This is a genomic window from uncultured Meiothermus sp. (assembly GCF_937863175.1).
GTDB lineage: Bacteria > Deinococcota > Deinococci > Deinococcales > Thermaceae > Meiothermus.
On sequence record NZ_CALMCQ010000101.1, the window covers coordinates 1 to 16,398 of the forward strand.

The 16,398-nt window shown below is 59.7% G+C and carries 18 protein-coding genes; 12 read left to right on the plus strand and 6 right to left on the minus strand.

Annotated elements, in window-relative coordinates:
* Positions 1 to 255: 255 nt before the first annotated feature.
* Together Q0288_RS03975 and Q0288_RS03980 are read right to left on the minus strand one after the other, a co-directional pair.
* Entirely contained in the window at positions 256 to 498 is a 243-nt protein-coding gene (locus tag Q0288_RS03975; RefSeq protein ID WP_299427520.1) for a DinB family protein, read from the minus strand.
* Complete coding sequence (locus tag Q0288_RS03980; protein WP_299427523.1) at positions 499 to 669, minus strand: DinB family protein; 171 nt, start codon at positions 667 to 669, stop codon at positions 499 to 501.
* A 40-nt stretch (positions 670 to 709) separates the two neighbouring features.
* Between Q0288_RS03980 and Q0288_RS03985 the strand changes: the two genes are divergently transcribed.
* A complete protein-coding gene (locus Q0288_RS03985; RefSeq protein ID WP_299427526.1) occupies positions 710 to 1,315 on the plus strand; it encodes a 1-acyl-sn-glycerol-3-phosphate acyltransferase in 606 nt (201 codons plus the stop codon).
* 338 nt (positions 1,316 to 1,653) lie between these two features.
* Here Q0288_RS03985 and Q0288_RS03990 read toward each other — a convergent pair whose 3' ends face one another.
* Both Q0288_RS03990 and Q0288_RS03995 read right to left on the minus strand, forming a co-directional pair.
* The gene (locus Q0288_RS03990; RefSeq protein WP_299427529.1) at positions 1,654 to 1,890 is read right to left on the minus strand and encodes a helix-turn-helix transcriptional regulator; all 237 of its coding nucleotides are present in this window, start codon (positions 1,888 to 1,890) and stop codon (positions 1,654 to 1,656) included.
* A complete protein-coding gene (locus Q0288_RS03995) occupies positions 1,890 to 2,582 on the minus strand; it encodes a DUF2975 domain-containing protein (protein WP_299427531.1) in 693 nt (230 codons plus the stop codon). The genes Q0288_RS03990 and Q0288_RS03995 overlap by 1 nt, the downstream gene beginning before the upstream one ends.
* Before the next feature lie 101 nt (positions 2,583 to 2,683).
* On the opposite strand from Q0288_RS03995, the gene prfA reads away from it, so the two are divergent.
* From prfA to galE, 6 genes are all read left to right on the plus strand, one after another.
* A complete protein-coding gene (gene prfA / locus Q0288_RS04000) occupies positions 2,684 to 3,772 on the plus strand; it encodes a peptide chain release factor 1 (protein WP_299427534.1) in 1,089 nt (362 codons plus the stop codon).
* Between the two features lie 30 nt (positions 3,773 to 3,802).
* Positions 3,803 to 4,270 (plus strand): NUDIX hydrolase, encoded by a 468-nt coding sequence (locus tag Q0288_RS04005; RefSeq protein ID WP_299427537.1) that lies wholly within the window; start codon positions 3,803 to 3,805, stop codon positions 4,268 to 4,270.
* Between the two features lie 191 nt (positions 4,271 to 4,461).
* Positions 4,462 to 5,859 carry a mannose-1-phosphate guanylyltransferase/mannose-6-phosphate isomerase gene (locus tag Q0288_RS04010; RefSeq protein ID WP_299427539.1) on the plus strand — a complete coding sequence of 466 codons (1,398 nt, stop codon included), beginning with the start codon at positions 4,462 to 4,464 and terminating at the stop codon, positions 5,857 to 5,859.
* Positions 5,860 to 6,123: 264 nt separating this feature from the next.
* Positions 6,124 to 7,530: a UDP-glucose/GDP-mannose dehydrogenase family protein gene (locus tag Q0288_RS04015; protein WP_299427541.1), complete on the plus strand. Its 1,407-nt coding sequence runs from the start codon at positions 6,124 to 6,126 to the stop codon at positions 7,528 to 7,530.
* 134 nt (positions 7,531 to 7,664) lie between these two features.
* Entirely contained in the window at positions 7,665 to 8,609 is a 945-nt protein-coding gene (locus Q0288_RS04020) for a UDP-glucuronic acid decarboxylase family protein (protein ID WP_299427544.1), read from the plus strand.
* A gap of 50 nt (positions 8,610 to 8,659) precedes the next feature.
* Positions 8,660 to 9,634: a UDP-glucose 4-epimerase GalE gene (galE, locus tag Q0288_RS04025; protein ID WP_299427546.1), complete on the plus strand. Its 975-nt coding sequence runs from the start codon at positions 8,660 to 8,662 to the stop codon at positions 9,632 to 9,634.
* Positions 9,635 to 9,937: 303 nt separating this feature from the next.
* Here the strand turns inward: galE and Q0288_RS04030 are convergent, their stop codons facing one another.
* Positions 9,938 to 10,645, minus strand: coding sequence for an NTP transferase domain-containing protein (locus Q0288_RS04030; protein ID WP_299427549.1), 708 nt, complete (start codon positions 10,643 to 10,645; stop codon positions 9,938 to 9,940).
* 61 nt (positions 10,646 to 10,706) lie between these two features.
* Between Q0288_RS04030 and Q0288_RS04035 the strand changes: the two genes are divergently transcribed.
* The 5 genes from Q0288_RS04035 (at position 10,707) to Q0288_RS04055 (ending at position 15,058) form a co-directional block, all read left to right on the plus strand.
* Positions 10,707 to 10,916 (plus strand): DUF3248 domain-containing protein, encoded by a 210-nt coding sequence (locus Q0288_RS04035; protein ID WP_299427552.1) that lies wholly within the window; start codon positions 10,707 to 10,709, stop codon positions 10,914 to 10,916.
* Positions 10,917 to 10,921: 5 nt separating this feature from the next.
* A complete protein-coding gene (locus Q0288_RS04040; protein ID WP_299427555.1) occupies positions 10,922 to 11,353 on the plus strand; it encodes a DUF3809 family protein in 432 nt (143 codons plus the stop codon).
* A 147-nt stretch (positions 11,354 to 11,500) separates the two neighbouring features.
* Positions 11,501 to 12,178, plus strand: coding sequence for a metal-dependent hydrolase (locus Q0288_RS04045; RefSeq protein WP_299427558.1), 678 nt, complete (start codon positions 11,501 to 11,503; stop codon positions 12,176 to 12,178).
* Positions 12,179 to 12,219: 41 nt separating this feature from the next.
* Entirely contained in the window at positions 12,220 to 13,083 is an 864-nt protein-coding gene (locus tag Q0288_RS04050; RefSeq protein WP_299427561.1) for a serine/threonine-protein kinase, read from the plus strand.
* A gap of 49 nt (positions 13,084 to 13,132) precedes the next feature.
* A complete protein-coding gene (locus Q0288_RS04055; protein ID WP_299427563.1) occupies positions 13,133 to 15,058 on the plus strand; it encodes an AMP-binding protein in 1,926 nt (641 codons plus the stop codon).
* Between the two features lie 286 nt (positions 15,059 to 15,344).
* Here Q0288_RS04055 and Q0288_RS04060 read toward each other — a convergent pair whose 3' ends face one another.
* Entirely contained in the window at positions 15,345 to 15,845 is a 501-nt protein-coding gene (locus Q0288_RS04060; protein ID WP_299427566.1) for a DinB family protein, read from the minus strand.
* Positions 15,846 to 16,398 lie beyond the last annotated feature (553 nt).

Genomic DNA, 16,398 nt, shown 5'->3' on the forward strand with positions numbered 1-16,398 from the left:
CAACGACCAACGACCAACGACCAACGACCAACGACCAACGACCAACGACCAACGATAGGACTCCACATAACCAAATACACCTCCGTATGCTCGGCCACACTTTCGTGTACCAAAAGCAGGCTAATCCAGCAAACTTCGTCTTGTCAAGTGATAAATGTATTTTTATACTTAGTTAAATAGCTGCCCATGTGCGGGCTCGGGATTGACCAGATCAGTGTCGTAGCTGAAGGGAACCGGGTGGCCCAGCGCGACCATCTACCCCTTGTGGTGGAACTCGTGGGTGATGGGGTGCAGGAGCAGACAGCTCTGGTTCACGTTGGCCTTCCAGCCCTTGCGCGGATGCGTCCAAACATAGACCCCATTCAGCCGGTCAAAGGAATGTAGGGCTTCCTCCACCAACCTGTCCACACCTTCAAACACTGCCCGCACCGTGGCAACGTTCGGGAAGTCTGCCCCCTTGAGATCTGCCTCAGGGTGGCCTATCGCAACCGGTTCCATTCACCACAAATAGCAGTTAGCTACATGGACGTGCAGGTTGCGGATGCTGTCGAAACCAAAGTCGGGGCGCCTCTGGGTATAGATTTCTGGTGGCAGCGAGGCGCAGTAGCCAAAGAGAACTTCACGGGAACGCCGCACCCAGCCGTAGAAAACTCGCAAATCATCATTCATACTGCAGGATACCGTGGCCCGATGTGGTATACCAGTGGGAATGACTCATCCCTATGCAATCAGGCCCCAGACTCCCTGGCAACGCTTCGGGGTATGGGCTTTACAGCTTTTGGGCTGGACAGCGGTAATGGCCCCGCCCCCAGGGAAGAAATTCGTGCTGGTGGGCTATCCCCACACTTCCAATCAGGACTTTATCTATGCGCTGCTCTGGGGCATGGCTTCGGGAACCCGCTTCAGGTGGGTGGGTAAGAAACAGCTTTTCCCTCCGGTGATCGGGGTAGTGATGCGGTGGCTGGGCGGCATCCCGGTAGACCGCTCCAGGGCGGGCGGCGATTTCGTAAGACAGGTAGCCCGCATCTTCGACCAGCACGACAACCTCTGGGTGGTGGTGGCTGCCGAAGGCACCCGCAGCCGCACCGAGTACTGGAGGAGCGGGTTTTATTACATGGCCCTCGAGGCCAGAGTGCCTATCGCCCTGGCCTATATGGATTACCGCAAAAAGGAAGTGGGTGTGGGGGCCTACTTCTCCCCCACCGGACAGATTGAGGCCGATTTCGAGCAGATTCGCACCTTCTATGCCGACAAGGTAGGCCGCCACCCCAGCAAGCAAAGCCCAATCCGGCTCAGGCCGAAGGATCAGCTCTAGTTGTTCAGTAACTTTATCTCTATACCCATGCACGCCGTTGGAGATTGGCCCAGGTCTCAGGTCGCAGGTCTGCCTGGGACTGCGAAGCCTAAACGAAGTTTTCTGCCTTTTGGCTTTAGGCTTTCTACCTTCGACTTTCTCTTTTCGATTGGATCTGGGTCGTCAGGATGGCAAGTATCTGTAGACAGACCCTCTGGGAAGGGTGATAAGCAACCAAAAGCCTTCCCTCGAGTGCTCAGGGCTCTTAGATAGGCTGGTGCGCCAACCATAGAACTTTCGGCTTTGGGGTTTGCGTTGGTGTGGCTCCGTTGCCTGGCCTCTGTGTATATAGCAAATTCCTAAGTTGGAGGTACTGGCTCGAGGTCTGCAGGCTCGGGTGTATACTGTAGCAAATCTCCAGGCTGACAGTCCAGGGCCCGACATAAGGCAATTAGCGTGGAGAAGCGGATGGCTTTGGCCTTGCCGGTCTTGAGTATGGAGAGGTTGGACAGGGTGATGCCCACCTGATCAGAGAGCTCGGTCAGGCTCATTTTTCGCTTGAGCAGTAGACCATCCAGGTTGACCTCAATGGGCATCAGACCATCAACTCCTGTTCGCGCCGTAGTTCGTCCCGCTCGGAAAACACCGCCATGGCATAGCGGAAGACTTCTGCCAGGGCCAGAATCGCAAGGCCCACGACCAGCAGTCCGTTGTTTCCCAGGATGTTGGCGACATCACTGGAGAAGCTGATGGTCCAAACAGTGTGTTGATGGATGCTGATGGCCCCTTCGGCTATCACCTGTTGGCCCAGCCAGCGTTGAATCCAGACCCCCACCAGGCCCAGGAAATAGTAGGCTACCAACAGCCAGCCAACAAAGCGCAACCGGAGAACGTTGCCAAGGATGAAGGGCTGGCCGCCTGCTATCGAGGCGAACAGCTTCCACAAGGCCCAATTGGCCCACCCCCAGGCCGCCACAGAAACCAGCAGGGCGAAGAAGCCCAGCAAAGCAAACCACCGCCCGATCTGATCGCCAGGAACAACCACATTGCCGATGAGGTCGCGCAGAGTCAGATCGGTGAGCTGCAAGCCGGGTGCCTTCAGCGCATAGCTCTGGGGATCGAGCTCGAGCCGGACGGGTAAGTTGAGGGTGTAATTAGCTGTACCGGCAGTAAGCAGAAACATCAAAAGAAGTATTACGGAGGCAATAATCCAGAGATAAAAACTGATCTGCAGGAGCCGCGCCAGCAGGCTTGCGGTTCGCGAGTTAATGGGAGTTGTACGGTTCATATTTATGGATTATCAATAAATCTTTATTGAAAGTCAATAAAGTGAAGTCTGCCATTCGAGTTCGGGGGTGATGACAGTACACTAGTAGGCAGTGACCGTTTATGTTAGAAAAACTCGAATCCTTAGAAGCCGAGTACCAGACGCTCGAGCGGCAACTGGCCGATCCGTTGGTGCTCACCAATCAATCGGAGTATCAGCGCATCAGCAAGCGCTATGCCGATATGGGGTATCTGGTGCGTACCATCCGCCAGTACAGAGAAGCCCTGATCAACCTCGAGGGCGCGCGCGAGTTGCAGTTTGATCCCGAACTGGGCGAAATGGCCCAGGCCGACATCGAGGCGCTCGAGCCCCGCATCCGCGAGATCGAGGCCGAGCTCGAGGTGCTGCTGCTGCCACGTGACCCCCTCGACGAGAAAGACGTAATTGTGGAGATCCGGGCCGGAACCGGCGGGGAGGAAGCGGCGCTGTTTGCGGCTGAGTTACGCGACATGCTGATCAAGTATGCCCAGATGAACGGCTACAAACCCGAGATTCTCGATACTTCCCATACCGACCTGGGCGGGGTCTCGAAGGTCTCGTTCGAGGTTACCGGGGCCGGGGCTTATGGCTTTTTGAAGTATGAGGCCGGGGTTCACCGGGTGCAGCGGGTTCCCGCCACCGAGACCCAGGGCCGTATCCACACCTCTACCGCAACCGTGGCGGTGATGCCCGAGGCCGAAGAAGTGGACGTACAGCTCGACCCAGCCGACCTCGAGATCACCGTCTCGCGGGCTTCTGGCCCCGGCGGGCAGGGGGTCAATACCACCGACTCGGCGGTGCAGGTGTTGCACAAACCCACCGGCATGATTGTCTCCTGCATGGAGTCACGCAGCCAGATCAAAAACAAAGAAAAAGCCCTCTCGATCCTGCGCTCGCGCCTGCTCGAGATCAAGCGGGCCGAGGAAGCAGCCCGCCGCCGCGAGGATCGCCTGGCCCAGATTGGCGCTGGCGAGCGCTCGGAAAAAATCCGCACCTATAACTTCCCCCAGTCGCGCGTGACCGACCACCGCATCGGCTTCACTACCCACGACCTCGAGGGGGTGCTGGGGGGCGACTTGTCCAAACTGCACGAAGCCCTGCGCAAAGCCGACCAGGAACGCCAGCTCGAGGCACTTTCGGCCCCCCAGACTGCATCTTCCAAGTCCGCCTAGGACGCGAAAGGCGGGCTATAGATGCAGGGGTTGCGACGTGACCTATTGGTAGCAGCAGCTATCCTGATGGATAAGCAGGGGCGGGTCTTGCTGGTCGCCAACGACTGGAGCCGCCGGGGTAGGCTGCGCTATACCCTGCCGGGCGGGATGGTCGAAGCCGGAGAGACCATCCCGGCAGCAATTGCACGGGAAGTACAGGAAGAAACCGGGCTGCGGGTCAAAGGGATTCAACATCTGGCGTATGTGATCCAGGTTGAAGATCATCGCAAGAGCGAACGTACCATCGCCATGGCTTTCCGCGCCGACTACGAGGGTTTGCTCAACCCCAGAGACCCCGATGGGCACATCGTGGAAGCCCGCTTCTTCGCCGGAGAAGAAGTTGCGATCAGGCTCGACGAACACCGCCCGCTGTTAGAACCGCTGATGGACTATATCCGGGGGGAACGGGGTCGTTTTTATGCGTACTCGAGCTGGGGCAGCGAGGGAACCCGGGTTTGAGCCGAGCAAGATAGCCACGAACGGCTTCAGGGTCGTTCTGATACCCTTGGGGATCTGGAGACAGTTGCCCTGGCCCCTAATTTCTGGCTTACTTTCAAATGACCCTTCCCCCGCAGCATCGGCGCATAAAGTATTCTCTAGTCCGCTGTAGGTGTCTTTTGATTAAACCCACGGCATTTTTGAGGTGAACTATGGTCGCAGTCATTCTTTCGGGTGGGGCAGGCACACGCTTGTGGCCGGTCTCGAGGGAACAGTATCCCAAGCCCTTCATGAAGCTACCCGATGGGCAGAGCCTCTTGCAAAAGGCATTCCTGCGGGCAGCACGGGTGGGGGCCCGTCAGGTGCTCACGGTAACAGGCCAGGAATACTATTTCAGCACAGCCAACGAGTACCAGACCCTGGGGCTGCCCGAGGTGCAGACCTCCTATGTAATTGAACCGTTGCGCCGCAACACTGCACCCGCCATTGCCATGGCAGCTTTATGGATCGCCCAGCAAAACCCCGACGAAGTAATGCTGGTACTCTCGGCTGATCATCTCATTTTGCGTGAGGAAGCCTTTGCCCAGGCTGTAGCCCAGGCTAAGACCATCGCCCAGCAGGATTTTCTGGTTACTTTTGGCATCCAACCCACCTACCCCGCTACCAACTTTGGCTATATCGAGCAGGGTCTGCCTTTGCAGGACGGGGCCTACCGGGTAGCTCGCTTTGTGGAAAAACCCGACCGCCAGACCGCCGAAGCTTACCTGCTGACCGGGCGCTACCACTGGAACGCAGGCATTTTCTGCTTCAAAGCAAGCGCCTATCTGGACGCTCTACAACGGCTCCAATCCCAGATGTACGAGGCCGTGCTGGCTTGCTGGCAGGGCAGCGAGCAGGGGGATGTGACCTACCTGGATGCTGCCCTCTTCAAGCCGGTTCCCAGCGAGTCGGTGGACTATGCGGTGATGGAGAAAGCGGAGCAGGTGGTGGTAGTACCCGCCGACCTGGGCTGGAGCGATCTGGGTTCGTGGGATGCAGCGGCTCAGATGGTACCTCCAGACGACTCGGGCAACCGGGTGTTTGGCGAGGCGGTACTGCTCGAGACCACCAATACCTTTGTTCAGACCGAGGATCGCGTGGTGGCAGTGATTGGAGCCAGCGATCTGGTCATCGTGGATACCCGCGATGCCCTGCTGGTGGCCCGGCGCGACAAAGTGCAGGATGTGAAGAAAGTAGTGGAGCAGCTCACCCAGTCCAAAAACGACACGGTGCGCCGCCACCGTACCATCCAGCGGCCCTGGGGTAGCTACGTGACCCTCGAAGAGACCCATGGGTTCAAAATACGCCGGGTGGTGGTTAAGCCGGGCCAGGCTCTCTCCAACCATCTGCACCACCACCGCAGCGAACACTGGACGGTGCTACGGGGCACTGCCCAGGTCTGGCTGGATGGCAAAGTACAGATGCTCCGGCATGGCGAATCGGCCAGTGCCCTGGCGGGGGTGGCCCATCAACTCCTCAACCCAGGACTGCTGGAACTGGTCTTGATCGAAGTGCAAACCGGGGAGTATCTGGGCGAAGACGACGTCAGGCGGCTGGGCAGTCCGGTGTGAGTCCCGGCCCGCTGGTAACGGAATCCCGTAGTGGAAGAAACCCTCGAGTACGCAAATTTTGCTACAGGCGGGAAGGCGTGAACTTTTCCACCGGTTTTCACTCCACCGTAACGCTACGGCGTAAAAATAAGGCTGGTAAGGGAACTTGTCTCATTTTGCTGTGATATTTGAGTATTTGGCCTACCGAACCGGCCTGTACACTAAACCACAGCTATGGAATAGTCCATCGCTTATCTGGATGGATTACGACTAGAGGAGTAAGGCATGAAAGCTATGAAAGTCGCCGTCATCGGTACTGGCTATGTGGGCATTACCACCGGGGTCACGCTGGCCTACATCGGCCACCAGGTGACCTGTGTGGATGTGGATCCCCGGAAGCTGGCGCTTCTACGTGCGGGCAAGGCCCACATCTATGAACCGGGCCTCGAGGAGCTCATGCATATGGCTCGCGCACGCCTGAAATTCACCGACTCCTACGCCGAAGCAGTGCCCGGCGCCGACGTGATCTACATTGCGGTGGGCACCCCTTCCGACGCCGACGGCAGCCCCGACCTGCGCTACGTACAGGCCGCCGCCGAGGGCATCAGCGAGCACCTTAATGACAAGTTTGCGGTGATCGTGAACAAGTCCACCGTGCCCATCGGCTCGGGCAACTGGGTGGAGTCGCTGGTGCAGTCTGCATACGAGGCCAAGAACGGCAAAAAGGCCAGGGGCAACTTTGCGGTGGCTTCCAACCCCGAGTTTCTGCGCGAGGGCTCCGCAATCTACGACTCACTCTACCCCGACCGCATCGTGGTGGGCGCCGAGCGGGAGGAGGCCCTCGAGGTGCTCTACAACCTCTACCGTCCCCTGATCGAGCAGAGCTTCGCAGAACCCGCCTTCCAACCCCGCCCCCATGCCATGAAGGCTGTTCCGCTTATCTCCGCCGACCTGGCCTCTGCCGAACTAATCAAGTACGCCGCCAACGCCTTTCTCTCGGTCAAGATCAGCTTCATCAACGAGATCGGCAGCCTGGCCGAGCGGGTGGGGGCCGACGTAACCCAGATCGCCCGTGGCATCGGCCTGGACAGCCGCATCGGCCCGCGCTTCCTCCAGGCCGGGATCGGCTGGGGTGGAAGCTGCTTCGGTAAAGACACTGCCGCGCTGGTCTCGACCGGCAAAGAGTATGGCCTCTCGATGCCCATCGTGCAGGCCGCCCGCGAGGTGAACTACCGCCAGCGCGAACGCATGGTGGAAAAACTTCAGCGCGAACTCAAGATCCTCAAGGGCCGGACTGTGGGCCTGCTGGGCCTGGCCTTCAAACCCAACACCGACGACCTGCGCGACTCTCCCGCGCTGGACATGGCTCAGCGCCTGATCAAACATGGGGTCAGGGTGCGCGTCCACGATCCCATCGCCCTCGAGCAGGCCCGGCAGCAGAACCCCGATCTGGCCGTTGAGTACTGCCAGAGCGTAATGGAACTGGCCGAGGACGCCGACGCGGTGGTGCTGGTCACCGACTGGGCTGTCTACCGCGATCTCGACTGGGAGGGCATGGCCAAACTCATGAAGAAGCCCCTGGTAGTGGATGGGCGCAACTTCCTCGACAAGCAGCGCCTGACCAAAGCCGGTTTTCACCATGTGGGCGTGGGAACGGGCACCAACCCCCAGCTTGTCACGGCGGAAGGATAGGTGTTGAAGAAGGTCGGGGAACTAGAAAGTTGAAAGGTTGAGCCAGAGCTACCAGGTTTTATGGATCCTTTGACCTTTTCGGCTTTTGACACTGTCTTCAACGATTAACCTTCAACCCATACAAGGACTGAACCATGCGAATTCTAATTACCGGCGCGGCAGGTTTTCTGGGCAGCCACCTGTGTGAGCGGCTGCTGCACGAGGGGCATGAAGTTACCGGGGTGGACGATTTTAGCAGCGGCCAGAAGCGGAATGTCGAACTGCTCACCAGGTTCCCCAGGTTTCACTTTGTCGAGGCCGATGCTTCCAGGCCCTTGAACATTGCAGGCAGCCTCGACTGGGTGATGCATTTCGCCTCGCCAGCCTCGCCCCCGCGCTACCTCAAACTGCCCATCCAGACCATACGGGTCAATGGCGAGGGCTCCCGCCACCTTCTGGATATGGCCGTGGCAAAGGGCGCAAAGTTCTTCCTGGCTTCCACCTCCGAGATCTATGGTGACCCCATGGTGCACCCCCAGCCCGAGACCTACTGGGGCAACGTCAACCCGGTGGGGCCACGCTCCATCTACGACGAGGCCAAGCGTTATGCCGAAACCCTCACCATGGCCTATCAGCAGGCCAAGGGCGTCTCTACCCGCACTATCCGCATCTTCAATACCTACGGCCCACGTATGGATGCCGAGGATGGGCGGGTGGTCACCAACTTCATCGTCCAGGCTCTGCGCGGCCAGCCCCTCACCATCTACGGTGACGGCAGCCAGACCCGCAGCTTCCAGTACGTGGACGACCTTATAGAGGGCATCCGCCGCCTGATGGACGTGGAGTTCCACCAGCCGGTAAACCTGGGCAACCCCGAGGAGTACACCATGCTCCAGCTCGCCCAGCTCACGCAAGAACTGGTGGGTTCGAAGATGCCCCTTGTATACCAGCCACTACCCCAAGACGACCCCCGTCAGCGCCGCCCCGACATTACCCGCGCCAAGGAACTGCTGGACTGGGAGCCCAGGGTCTCGGTACGCGAGGGGCTGGCCCGCACCATCGCCTATTTTAGAGATCTCCTGGAAGCAGCCCCGCGATAGGAGTGGGCTTTGGAAAGGTTTTTGGGTTCTGCCATACTCGAGGTGCAGCTATGAATATTCTGGTTGTGGGGGGGGCAGGCTACATTGGCAGCCATACCGCCAAAACCCTGAAGAAAGCCGGCCACATCCCCGTGGTCTTCGACAACCTCAGCACCGGCCACCGCTGGGCGGTGCGCTGGGGGCCACTGGTCGAGGCCGACCTGGCCGACAAAAGTGCGATCTTGCAGGCCATACGGGACTACCAAATCGAGGCCGTGATCCACTTCGCAGCCCACGCTTATGTGGGCGAGTCCATGCAATACCCGGCCAGGTATTTTCGCAACAATGTGGCCAATATGCTCAACCTGCTCGAGGCCCTGCACGAATCGAACATCCAGCACATGGTGTTCTCCTCATCGTGTACCACTTATGGTATCCCCGAGCGTGTCCCCATCCGCGAGGACTTCCCCCAGTTGGCCATCAGCCCCTACGGGGAGTCCAAGCTGATGGGGGAAAAAATGCTCAAATGGTTTGGCGAGTGCTATGGCATGGGCTGGGTGGCGCTGCGCTACTTCAACGCCAGTGGGGCCGACCCCGAGGGCGAAATTGGCGAAGTCCACGACCCCGAGACCCACCTGATCCCGCTGGTGATAGACGCCGCTCTGGGTAGACGCCCCCCGGTCAAAATTTTCGGTACCGACTACCCCACCCCGGATGGCACTGCCATCCGCGACTACATCCATGTGATGGATCTGGCCGATGCCCACCTGCGGGCCTTGCAGTATCTGCTCGAGGGGGGTCAGTCCACCGCCTTTAATCTGGGTACCGGCCACGGCAACAGCGTGCGTGAAGTCATTGCCGCAGTCGAGCGGGTTGGGGGTTGCAGGGTGCCCGCCGAGGCGGCCCCCCGCCGCGCCGGAGACCCCCCCGCCCTGGTAGCAGACCCCAGCAAGGCTCACAAGGTACTGGGCTGGGAGGCTCGGTACCAGGACATCAACCAGGTCGTCGAGACAGCCTGGCGCTTCGTTGAAAGTCGAAAGCGGTAGCCTGGGGTGGTTTCCAGGTGGATTGCATCCCATTGAAAAACCGCTCCAACTACTTCGGAGACCGCCTGCCGCCTCTGGACTCCCTGAATGGGAACGCCCTACAAACAATCTGCGGATTTACCTCCCGCCCACAAGCACGCCGCCCGGATGAGCGGCAGGTTCGCTTGCGTAGCCTCCCGGTGCGGAGCACTACCCGGTGCAGAGCACTACCCGGTGCAGAGCACTACCCGGTGCAGAGCACTACGCACCAGAAGGAAGAGCCGCCAGAGCTCTCGAGCGTGTTGCCAGGAGTCGGGCTTTCGCTCAACCCAACCACTGCAAATCTTCTTCCTTATCTATATCTACCCCCACCTCGGCATAGGGGGTGATGAGGGCTCTGGCCGGAACCCCAATGATTTGCGAGACTTTGGCTTCCAAACCGGCAATACCGGCCTGACCCAAGAGCACCCGGAGCAGCGTTGCGAAGCCGATCATCTGGGCCAGAGCCAGGGGTTTTTTGCGCAGTTCCAGGGCTCGTTTGAGCAGGGGCAGGGCTGTGAAAAAGAGCTTTTTGTCAATGAGGACAATGTTGCCGCCGGTAAAAGAACCCTCGCGGATGCGGGCATAGGTGCGGCGCATATGCGGGAAGCGCTGTTCGATGGTTTTTTTGGCAATGATCGAATACACAAAACCAGCCTGGGGGGCGTTCTGCAATACCCAGCGCACTGCTTCCACGCTCAGAAAAGGCATATCGCCGGTGGCAACCAGAACTTTCTCGCCTCTGGCCGCGTGGATGCCGGCCTCGAGGTTGGCAATCAGGCTGCCGTGGTCGGGCAAGGATACTCTGGGTGGAGGGTTCAAGGTGGCCTGGGGGCCAACCAGAATAACTTCCAGCCCAGCCTGCGTCAGGGCCTCGAGGGTGTACTCCACCAGCGGGCGACCCCGGTGCGGCACCAGCGTTTTGCTCACTACCCCAAACTTTTGGGCCAGGGGATCATCGGCTCTGCCCCCGGCCAACACAATGGCTTCCACGGGCATAGTCTACCCTTCGTTACCGCGCTCTCTTTACCCAACCCCCGCGACCCGATACCCTATGGTTATGGATGACCTGCTCGAGCGGCTTGGCAATCATCTGGTCTGGCGTATTGGCAAGGCCGAAGGAGAAGAGGTGCTGGTGGTGCGGGTAGGGCTGGCGACCGCGACCCCCGAATTCGGCCAACTCTCGCGGCTGCGCAATGTATCCGACGAGGAGATCGAGGAACTTTCTCAGGCCGGGCAACTGCGGGTAGAGTGGGTAAATTGAAACCTATGGTGCTGGAGAAATCGTTCCAACTACGGCTGGTCGAACCCCCCGAACATCTGCTTACGCCCGAACGGGTGTTTGCCGGCAAGCCCCCGTTTGGAAAACTCACCCGCCAGGACACCACCCTCCTGGGCTATCTGGTGGCCGAGGCTCCGCTGTTTGGGGAGATCCACTTCCCCTTCCACAGCCGTATTCGTTCCCAGGGCAACACAGCCCGCCTGGAGGCCCTGCCCCTCGACGATCCCTCTGCATTCTGGGCCGAACTCGAGGGAAGTGGGGAAGTCGTGGGGGGTGGAATTGACTACCAGCTTACCCTCCGCATCCATGCCACCTTGCCCCGGGGGGAAAAATGGGGCGGGCGGGCCCTGGGGCGGCTGGCCGAAGTCGCGTTCGAGCGCAATGTGGAGCGGGTGCTGGAGCGGCTGGTCAAAACGTGATCCAACCCGCTGCAATTCCTGCGTCTCAGAGCCCTTTGAGCGCAGCCTTCGTTCCATCGGATGGCCGCCACAACAAGCCCAGTGTGCCCCCAGTGGCAACCCAGAACCATGGTCGGTCATATACTAAGGACACCTGGAGGTGGAACCGTGGTTGAAGTACGCTTTTTGGGACATTCCGCGCTTCTTATCAGCGATGGCACTACCCGCATTGTGGTGGACCCCTTCCTCGCTGGCAATCCCAAAGCGGCGCTTCAGCCCAATCAGGTTCAGGCCAGCCTGATCGTGCTGACCCATGCCCACGGTGACCACTACGGCGATAGTGTGGCGTTGTCCAGGGGTACCGGGGCTCCCATCATCTCTAACTACGAAATTGTCAGTTACGCCGAGAAACAGGGCGGCCAGGGCATCGGGATGAACCTTGGCGGCACCCACAGGTTCAAGGAGGGCTGGCTGAAGTGGTTCCCAGCCTGGCACTCTTCGTCGTTCTCGGATGGAACCTATGGCGGGCTGGCCCAAGGCTTCATCCTGGAACTGGGGGGCAAGCGCATCTACAACGCCGGCGATACCGCTCTCTTTAGCGATATGGCCCTGGTGGCCACGTATAATGTTGACCTGGCCATTCTGCCTATCGGTGACCACTACACCATGGGGCCGGACGATGCGCTAAAGGCCCTCGAGCTGACCCGGGCCAGGCAGGTTTTACCCGTGCACTACAACACCTTCCCCCCCATTTCCCAGGACGGAGATGCCTTCATCCGCCGTGCACGGCTACTGGGAATGGGAGGAGAAGCCCTAAAGCCAGGGGAAAGTTTAACTCTTTTGTAACGCAGCCTGTGCTGGAATAACTGGGAGTAGCCGCGATCTAAATGGACTACCGCCGACTGACCCGTCAAAACTACCGGCTCGAGATGCTTTTGGGCCTCGGACGGTCGTCGCAGGTGTATCTGGCCCATGCCCCCGACGGAACACGGGTCGCCCTCAAGGTGCCGCGCCGTGAGGTGCGTACCGACCGTGCCCTCACCGAGCGCTTTGCCCAGGAAGTGGCTCTTTCCCTCACCCTCAACCACGCCAACCTGGTGCGCGGGCTTTCGGGCCGCCCCGAAGGGGAAGGGGCTTTTCTGGCCCTGGAGTATTTCGAGGAGGGAACCCTCGAGGACAGCCTCAAAAAAGGCCCTCTCAGCCGCGAGGTTGCAACCGAATGCTTGGCCCAGATTGCCCAGGCCATCATCTACCTCCACGACCGGGGCATCATCCACCAGGATGTCAAACCTTCCAACATTTTTATTGACGGGCTGTTGTTTAAGCTGGGCGATTTTGGTGTTGCCAAGACCCGCGAAAACCCCAAGCCCCTGGAGCGGGCCGGCAGCCCTTATTACATGTCTCCGGAGCTGTTCATAGGGGAGCCGGCTACCCCAGCCTCGGATGCCTATTCGTTTGGGGTGATGGCCTTCGAGCTGCTGGTGGGCAAGCGGCCCTTTGTGGGCGAGACCCTCGAGGAAATCACCTACGCCCATCTGCACAAAATGCCACCCCCCACCAACCTCCCACCCCATCTCGATCGGATCGTACGTAACCTCCTGGCCAAAGACCCTGCCATCCGCGCTACCCCCCAGGCCTTTCTGCGGATAGCGCGAAACATTCCCGAACCCGAGCCCGGTTCCAACAAAACCACGGGGGAAGACAAGCCCGCCAAAGGCAAGGGATTGTTTGGCCTGTTTCGCAAGCGCTAGCCTCCATGCCCCATCCGATACACTGTAGGCGAGCAATGTGAGGCCAGCTATGAGCGAACCCCTCTGGTTCCCGTCTGATGAGTACAAACAGGGTAGTCATATCGAAGCAATGCTGCGGCACCTGAACCTGGAGGATTACGAAGCGCTTTACCAGTTCAGCATCGCGCAGCCCGACGCTTTTTGGGAAGCAACGCTCCAGCTTCTGGGCATCGAGTGGCTGACCCCCTATCGCCAGGTGCTCGAGGTTTCCCAGGGCCCCCAGTGGCCCCAGTGGTTTGTGGGGGGCCAGCTCAACCTGGCCCACAACGCCCTGCATCATGCCCGAACCCGGCCCGATGATCTGGCCCTGATCTGGGAAGGGGAAGACGGTGCAGTGGTCAGGCTGAGTTATGGCGAGCTCGAGGCCGCTGTAGCCCAGGCCGTCCATGCGTTAAGAGGATTGGGAATCGGCAAGGGCGACCGGGTGGGCATCTTCCTGCCGATGCTCCCTGAGACTGCCATTAGCGCGCTGGCACTGGCCCAGGTAGGTGCGATTTTTGTACCGATCTTTTCGGGCTATGCTGCCGAGGCCGCTGCCACCCGTCTCAATGATGCCGAGGCCAGGCTGATTATCTCCGCCGATGGCTTCTACCGCAGGGGCAGCAGGGTCAGGCTACTGGACCATGCCCGCGCGGCAGCAGCCCTCTCGCCCAGCGTAGAGAAGCTACTGGTGGTGCGCCGCTTTGGCGAGACTGCCCTGACCGAAAACGAGGTTGCCTGGGATCGGGTTGTCCCACCACAGCCCTCCACCGCTGCTTATGAACCTATGGGCAGCATGGATCCGTTCATGCTGATCTATACCTCCGGCACTACCGGCAAACCAAAAGGCACCGTGCACTATCACGCTGGCTTTCCCCTCAAAGCCGCCCAGGACATGGCCCACCTGTTTGATCTGCGCAAAGGCGAGACCCTGTTCTGGTTTACCGATATGGGCTGGATGATGGGGCCGTGGGCTATTCTGGGCGCCCTGACCATCGGGGGCACCGTCTTGCTCTACGAAGGTGCTCCCGACTATCCCGACCCAGGCCGCCTGTGGGCTATCTGCGAGAAACATGGGGTCACCCACCTGGGCCTCTCCCCTACCCTGGTGCGGGCCTTGATGCCACTGGGCGACGAACCCGTACGCAAACACAACCTGTCCAGACTTCGGATGCTGGGTTCTACCGGCGAACCCTGGAACCTGGAGCCCTATCTCTGGTTTGCCAAAACCGTAGGCCGGGGCCGCCTCCCGATCATCAACTATTCCGGCGGCACCGAAATTGGCGGTGGTATTCTGGGCTGCACTGCCTGGCGGCCCATCAAGCCCATGGGATTCAACACGGCGGTTCCTGGCATACATGCCGAGGTGCTGGATAGTGCCGGCAAGCCGGTGCGCGATGAGGTGGGCGAGCTAGCGGTAATGGGGCCCTGGCCTGGGCAGACCAAGGGGTTCTGGAATGCATCCGAACGCTACTTGAACACTTACTGGAACCGCTTTGAGAACATCTGGGTGCATGGCGACTGGGCAGTGCTGGATCGCGAGGGCCACTGGATTATCCAGGGTCGCAGCGACGACACCCTCAAGATTGCGGGCAAGCGGGTTGGGCCAGCCGAGTACGAGAGTGCGGCAGTAGAGCACCCTGCGGTGAAAGAAGCGGCTGCCATTGGCATCCCGCACGAGGTGAAGGGTGAGGCCGCTGTGGTGTTTGTGGTACTGCGAGCCGGACAGACTCCAAACAGCCAGACGGAAAAATCCATCGGTGAAACCATTGCGAACCGCCTGGGCAAGGCCCTCAAACCAGAAAAAATTCTCTTTGTCTCCGACCTGCCCAAAACCCGCAACGCCAAGGTGATGCGTCGGGTGATTCGCGCTGCATTTCTGGGGCAAAACCCAGGCGACCTGTCGGCGCTGGAGAACCCCCAGGCAGTCGAGGCCATTCAGAGCTCGTCGGGCTAGCACCGTTCCCTCGAGGCGTCTCCCTGCAAGGCAGCTGGTTAAGCACCGCAGGCCTGCGGGCAAACAAGTCTTTTGTGCAAAGACTGCCACCGTCCGTTGCTCCTGAAGCCCGACGCAGTCCAGTTCCGTTCCCGACTGTGGCGCCAGTATGTCTGGAAACGACAACCCTTAGCTCAGCCGGCGGCCCGCTATGGCCATAGTATCTGCTGGGTGCAGTACCCCTCGACACTCCCTTGCGGGGCCTGCCCGGGAACGACCGGGAGAATGAGGGCGCCTGTAAAGCCCCCTAGCCAGCTTCTACATACGAAGCGATGTACTCCAGTTCCTTCAAGTGGCGCAAGTCGTGTCCGGCCAGCATCTGGACAATAAAGGTGAGGGTCTCGGGGCCGCGTTTGGGGTGATAGGCCACCAGTTGCCACTGCTCGGGATCCAGATTCTCCAGCAACGCGAGGTTCCACACGCGCAGACCCGTGAAAGAATCCAGTGCCAGCCTGGCCGAGTAGCTCTCGTAGTTGCGGTAGCGGATGCCCCAGCGGTCGTGGTCGAAGGCCTGGGCCTTCTCCGCCCCGGCAACAGCCTGCCGCAAGCGGAAGCCGTAGCCGATCTCGATATCGGCCAGATGGCAGTAAATTTCTCCGGCAGTCCAGTGGGTCAGCTCGCAACCCCGGCGCAAATCGAGGCGTGGGAACAGATCGCTGAGGGTTTCGGGTGTCTGCCGCAGCACTTCTAGAGGGTCACGCCCGCCCAGAGCAGCCAGGTTCTTGCTGATATACTCGAGTTTTTCCATAGAACCATGCTAAAACCAGTGCCAAGGTACAGAATTCCCCACCGGCTACCCAAACGATTCCAACCACGAAACAGAACCCGGGTTCGGCAGGCCAGTGGGGTTTGCCGGTGGACGTAATGCACATCTTGTGGCCAGGATGACCCTAAACTAAGAGCTGTGCTCCAACTGCACTTGCTGGGCCAGCCGTATGCCGAACTCGAGGGCAGGCGGTACGAGCTGGCTTCGCAAAAGCCGCAGGGAGCTTCTGCTTAAGCGGTCAGTACACTTTTAACACCAGAACCGAGCGCTTCATTGGCAACGTTGCGGGCTACATCGAGGCCACCGACTCCGACGGGCACTCGGGGGAGCGGAGGCGGATCGCCCACATCATCGGTACGCCGATTCTGTTCCTGTTCTGTTCCTGCAAACCCGCAATGGCCCAAGCTTTGGGTATGTCTTGCGTGTACCTGGACAGGGCAGCGTGGCTCTGGACGATCGGATTTACACCCTCGAGCACTGGATCGGGACTTTGCAAATACCCTATGCAGTCACTTAGTATTGACCCAGTACGAGA

What these genes read in the sequence shown, in the direction of transcription:
- Q0288_RS03975 (WP_299427520.1), bottom strand. Translation starts at nt 498, where the DNA reads ATGGAACCGGTTGCGATAGGCCACCCTGAGGCAGATCTCAAGGGGGCA.
- Q0288_RS03980 (WP_299427523.1), bottom strand. Translation starts at nt 669, where the DNA reads ATGAATGATGATTTGCGAGTTTTCTACGGCTGGGTGCGGCGTTCCCGT.
- Q0288_RS03985 (WP_299427526.1), top strand. Translation starts at nt 710, where the DNA reads ATGACTCATCCCTATGCAATCAGGCCCCAGACTCCCTGGCAACGCTTC.
- Q0288_RS03990 (WP_299427529.1), bottom strand. Translation starts at nt 1,890, where the DNA reads ATGCCCATTGAGGTCAACCTGGATGGTCTACTGCTCAAGCGAAAAATG.
- Q0288_RS03995 (WP_299427531.1), bottom strand. Translation starts at nt 2,582, where the DNA reads ATGAACCGTACAACTCCCATTAACTCGCGAACCGCAAGCCTGCTGGCG.
- prfA (WP_299427534.1), top strand. Translation starts at nt 2,684, where the DNA reads ATGTTAGAAAAACTCGAATCCTTAGAAGCCGAGTACCAGACGCTCGAG.
- Q0288_RS04010 (WP_299427539.1), top strand. Translation starts at nt 4,462, where the DNA reads ATGGTCGCAGTCATTCTTTCGGGTGGGGCAGGCACACGCTTGTGGCCG.
- Q0288_RS04015 (WP_299427541.1), top strand. Translation starts at nt 6,124, where the DNA reads ATGAAAGCTATGAAAGTCGCCGTCATCGGTACTGGCTATGTGGGCATT.
- Q0288_RS04020 (WP_299427544.1), top strand. Translation starts at nt 7,665, where the DNA reads ATGCGAATTCTAATTACCGGCGCGGCAGGTTTTCTGGGCAGCCACCTG.
- galE (WP_299427546.1), top strand. Translation starts at nt 8,660, where the DNA reads ATGAATATTCTGGTTGTGGGGGGGGCAGGCTACATTGGCAGCCATACC.
- Q0288_RS04035 (WP_299427552.1), top strand. Translation starts at nt 10,707, where the DNA reads ATGGTTATGGATGACCTGCTCGAGCGGCTTGGCAATCATCTGGTCTGG.
- Q0288_RS04040 (WP_299427555.1), top strand. Translation starts at nt 10,922, where the DNA reads ATGGTGCTGGAGAAATCGTTCCAACTACGGCTGGTCGAACCCCCCGAA.
- Q0288_RS04050 (WP_299427561.1), top strand. Translation starts at nt 12,220, where the DNA reads ATGGACTACCGCCGACTGACCCGTCAAAACTACCGGCTCGAGATGCTT.
- Q0288_RS04055 (WP_299427563.1), top strand. Translation starts at nt 13,133, where the DNA reads ATGAGCGAACCCCTCTGGTTCCCGTCTGATGAGTACAAACAGGGTAGT.
- Q0288_RS04060 (WP_299427566.1), bottom strand. Translation starts at nt 15,845, where the DNA reads ATGGAAAAACTCGAGTATATCAGCAAGAACCTGGCTGCTCTGGGCGGG.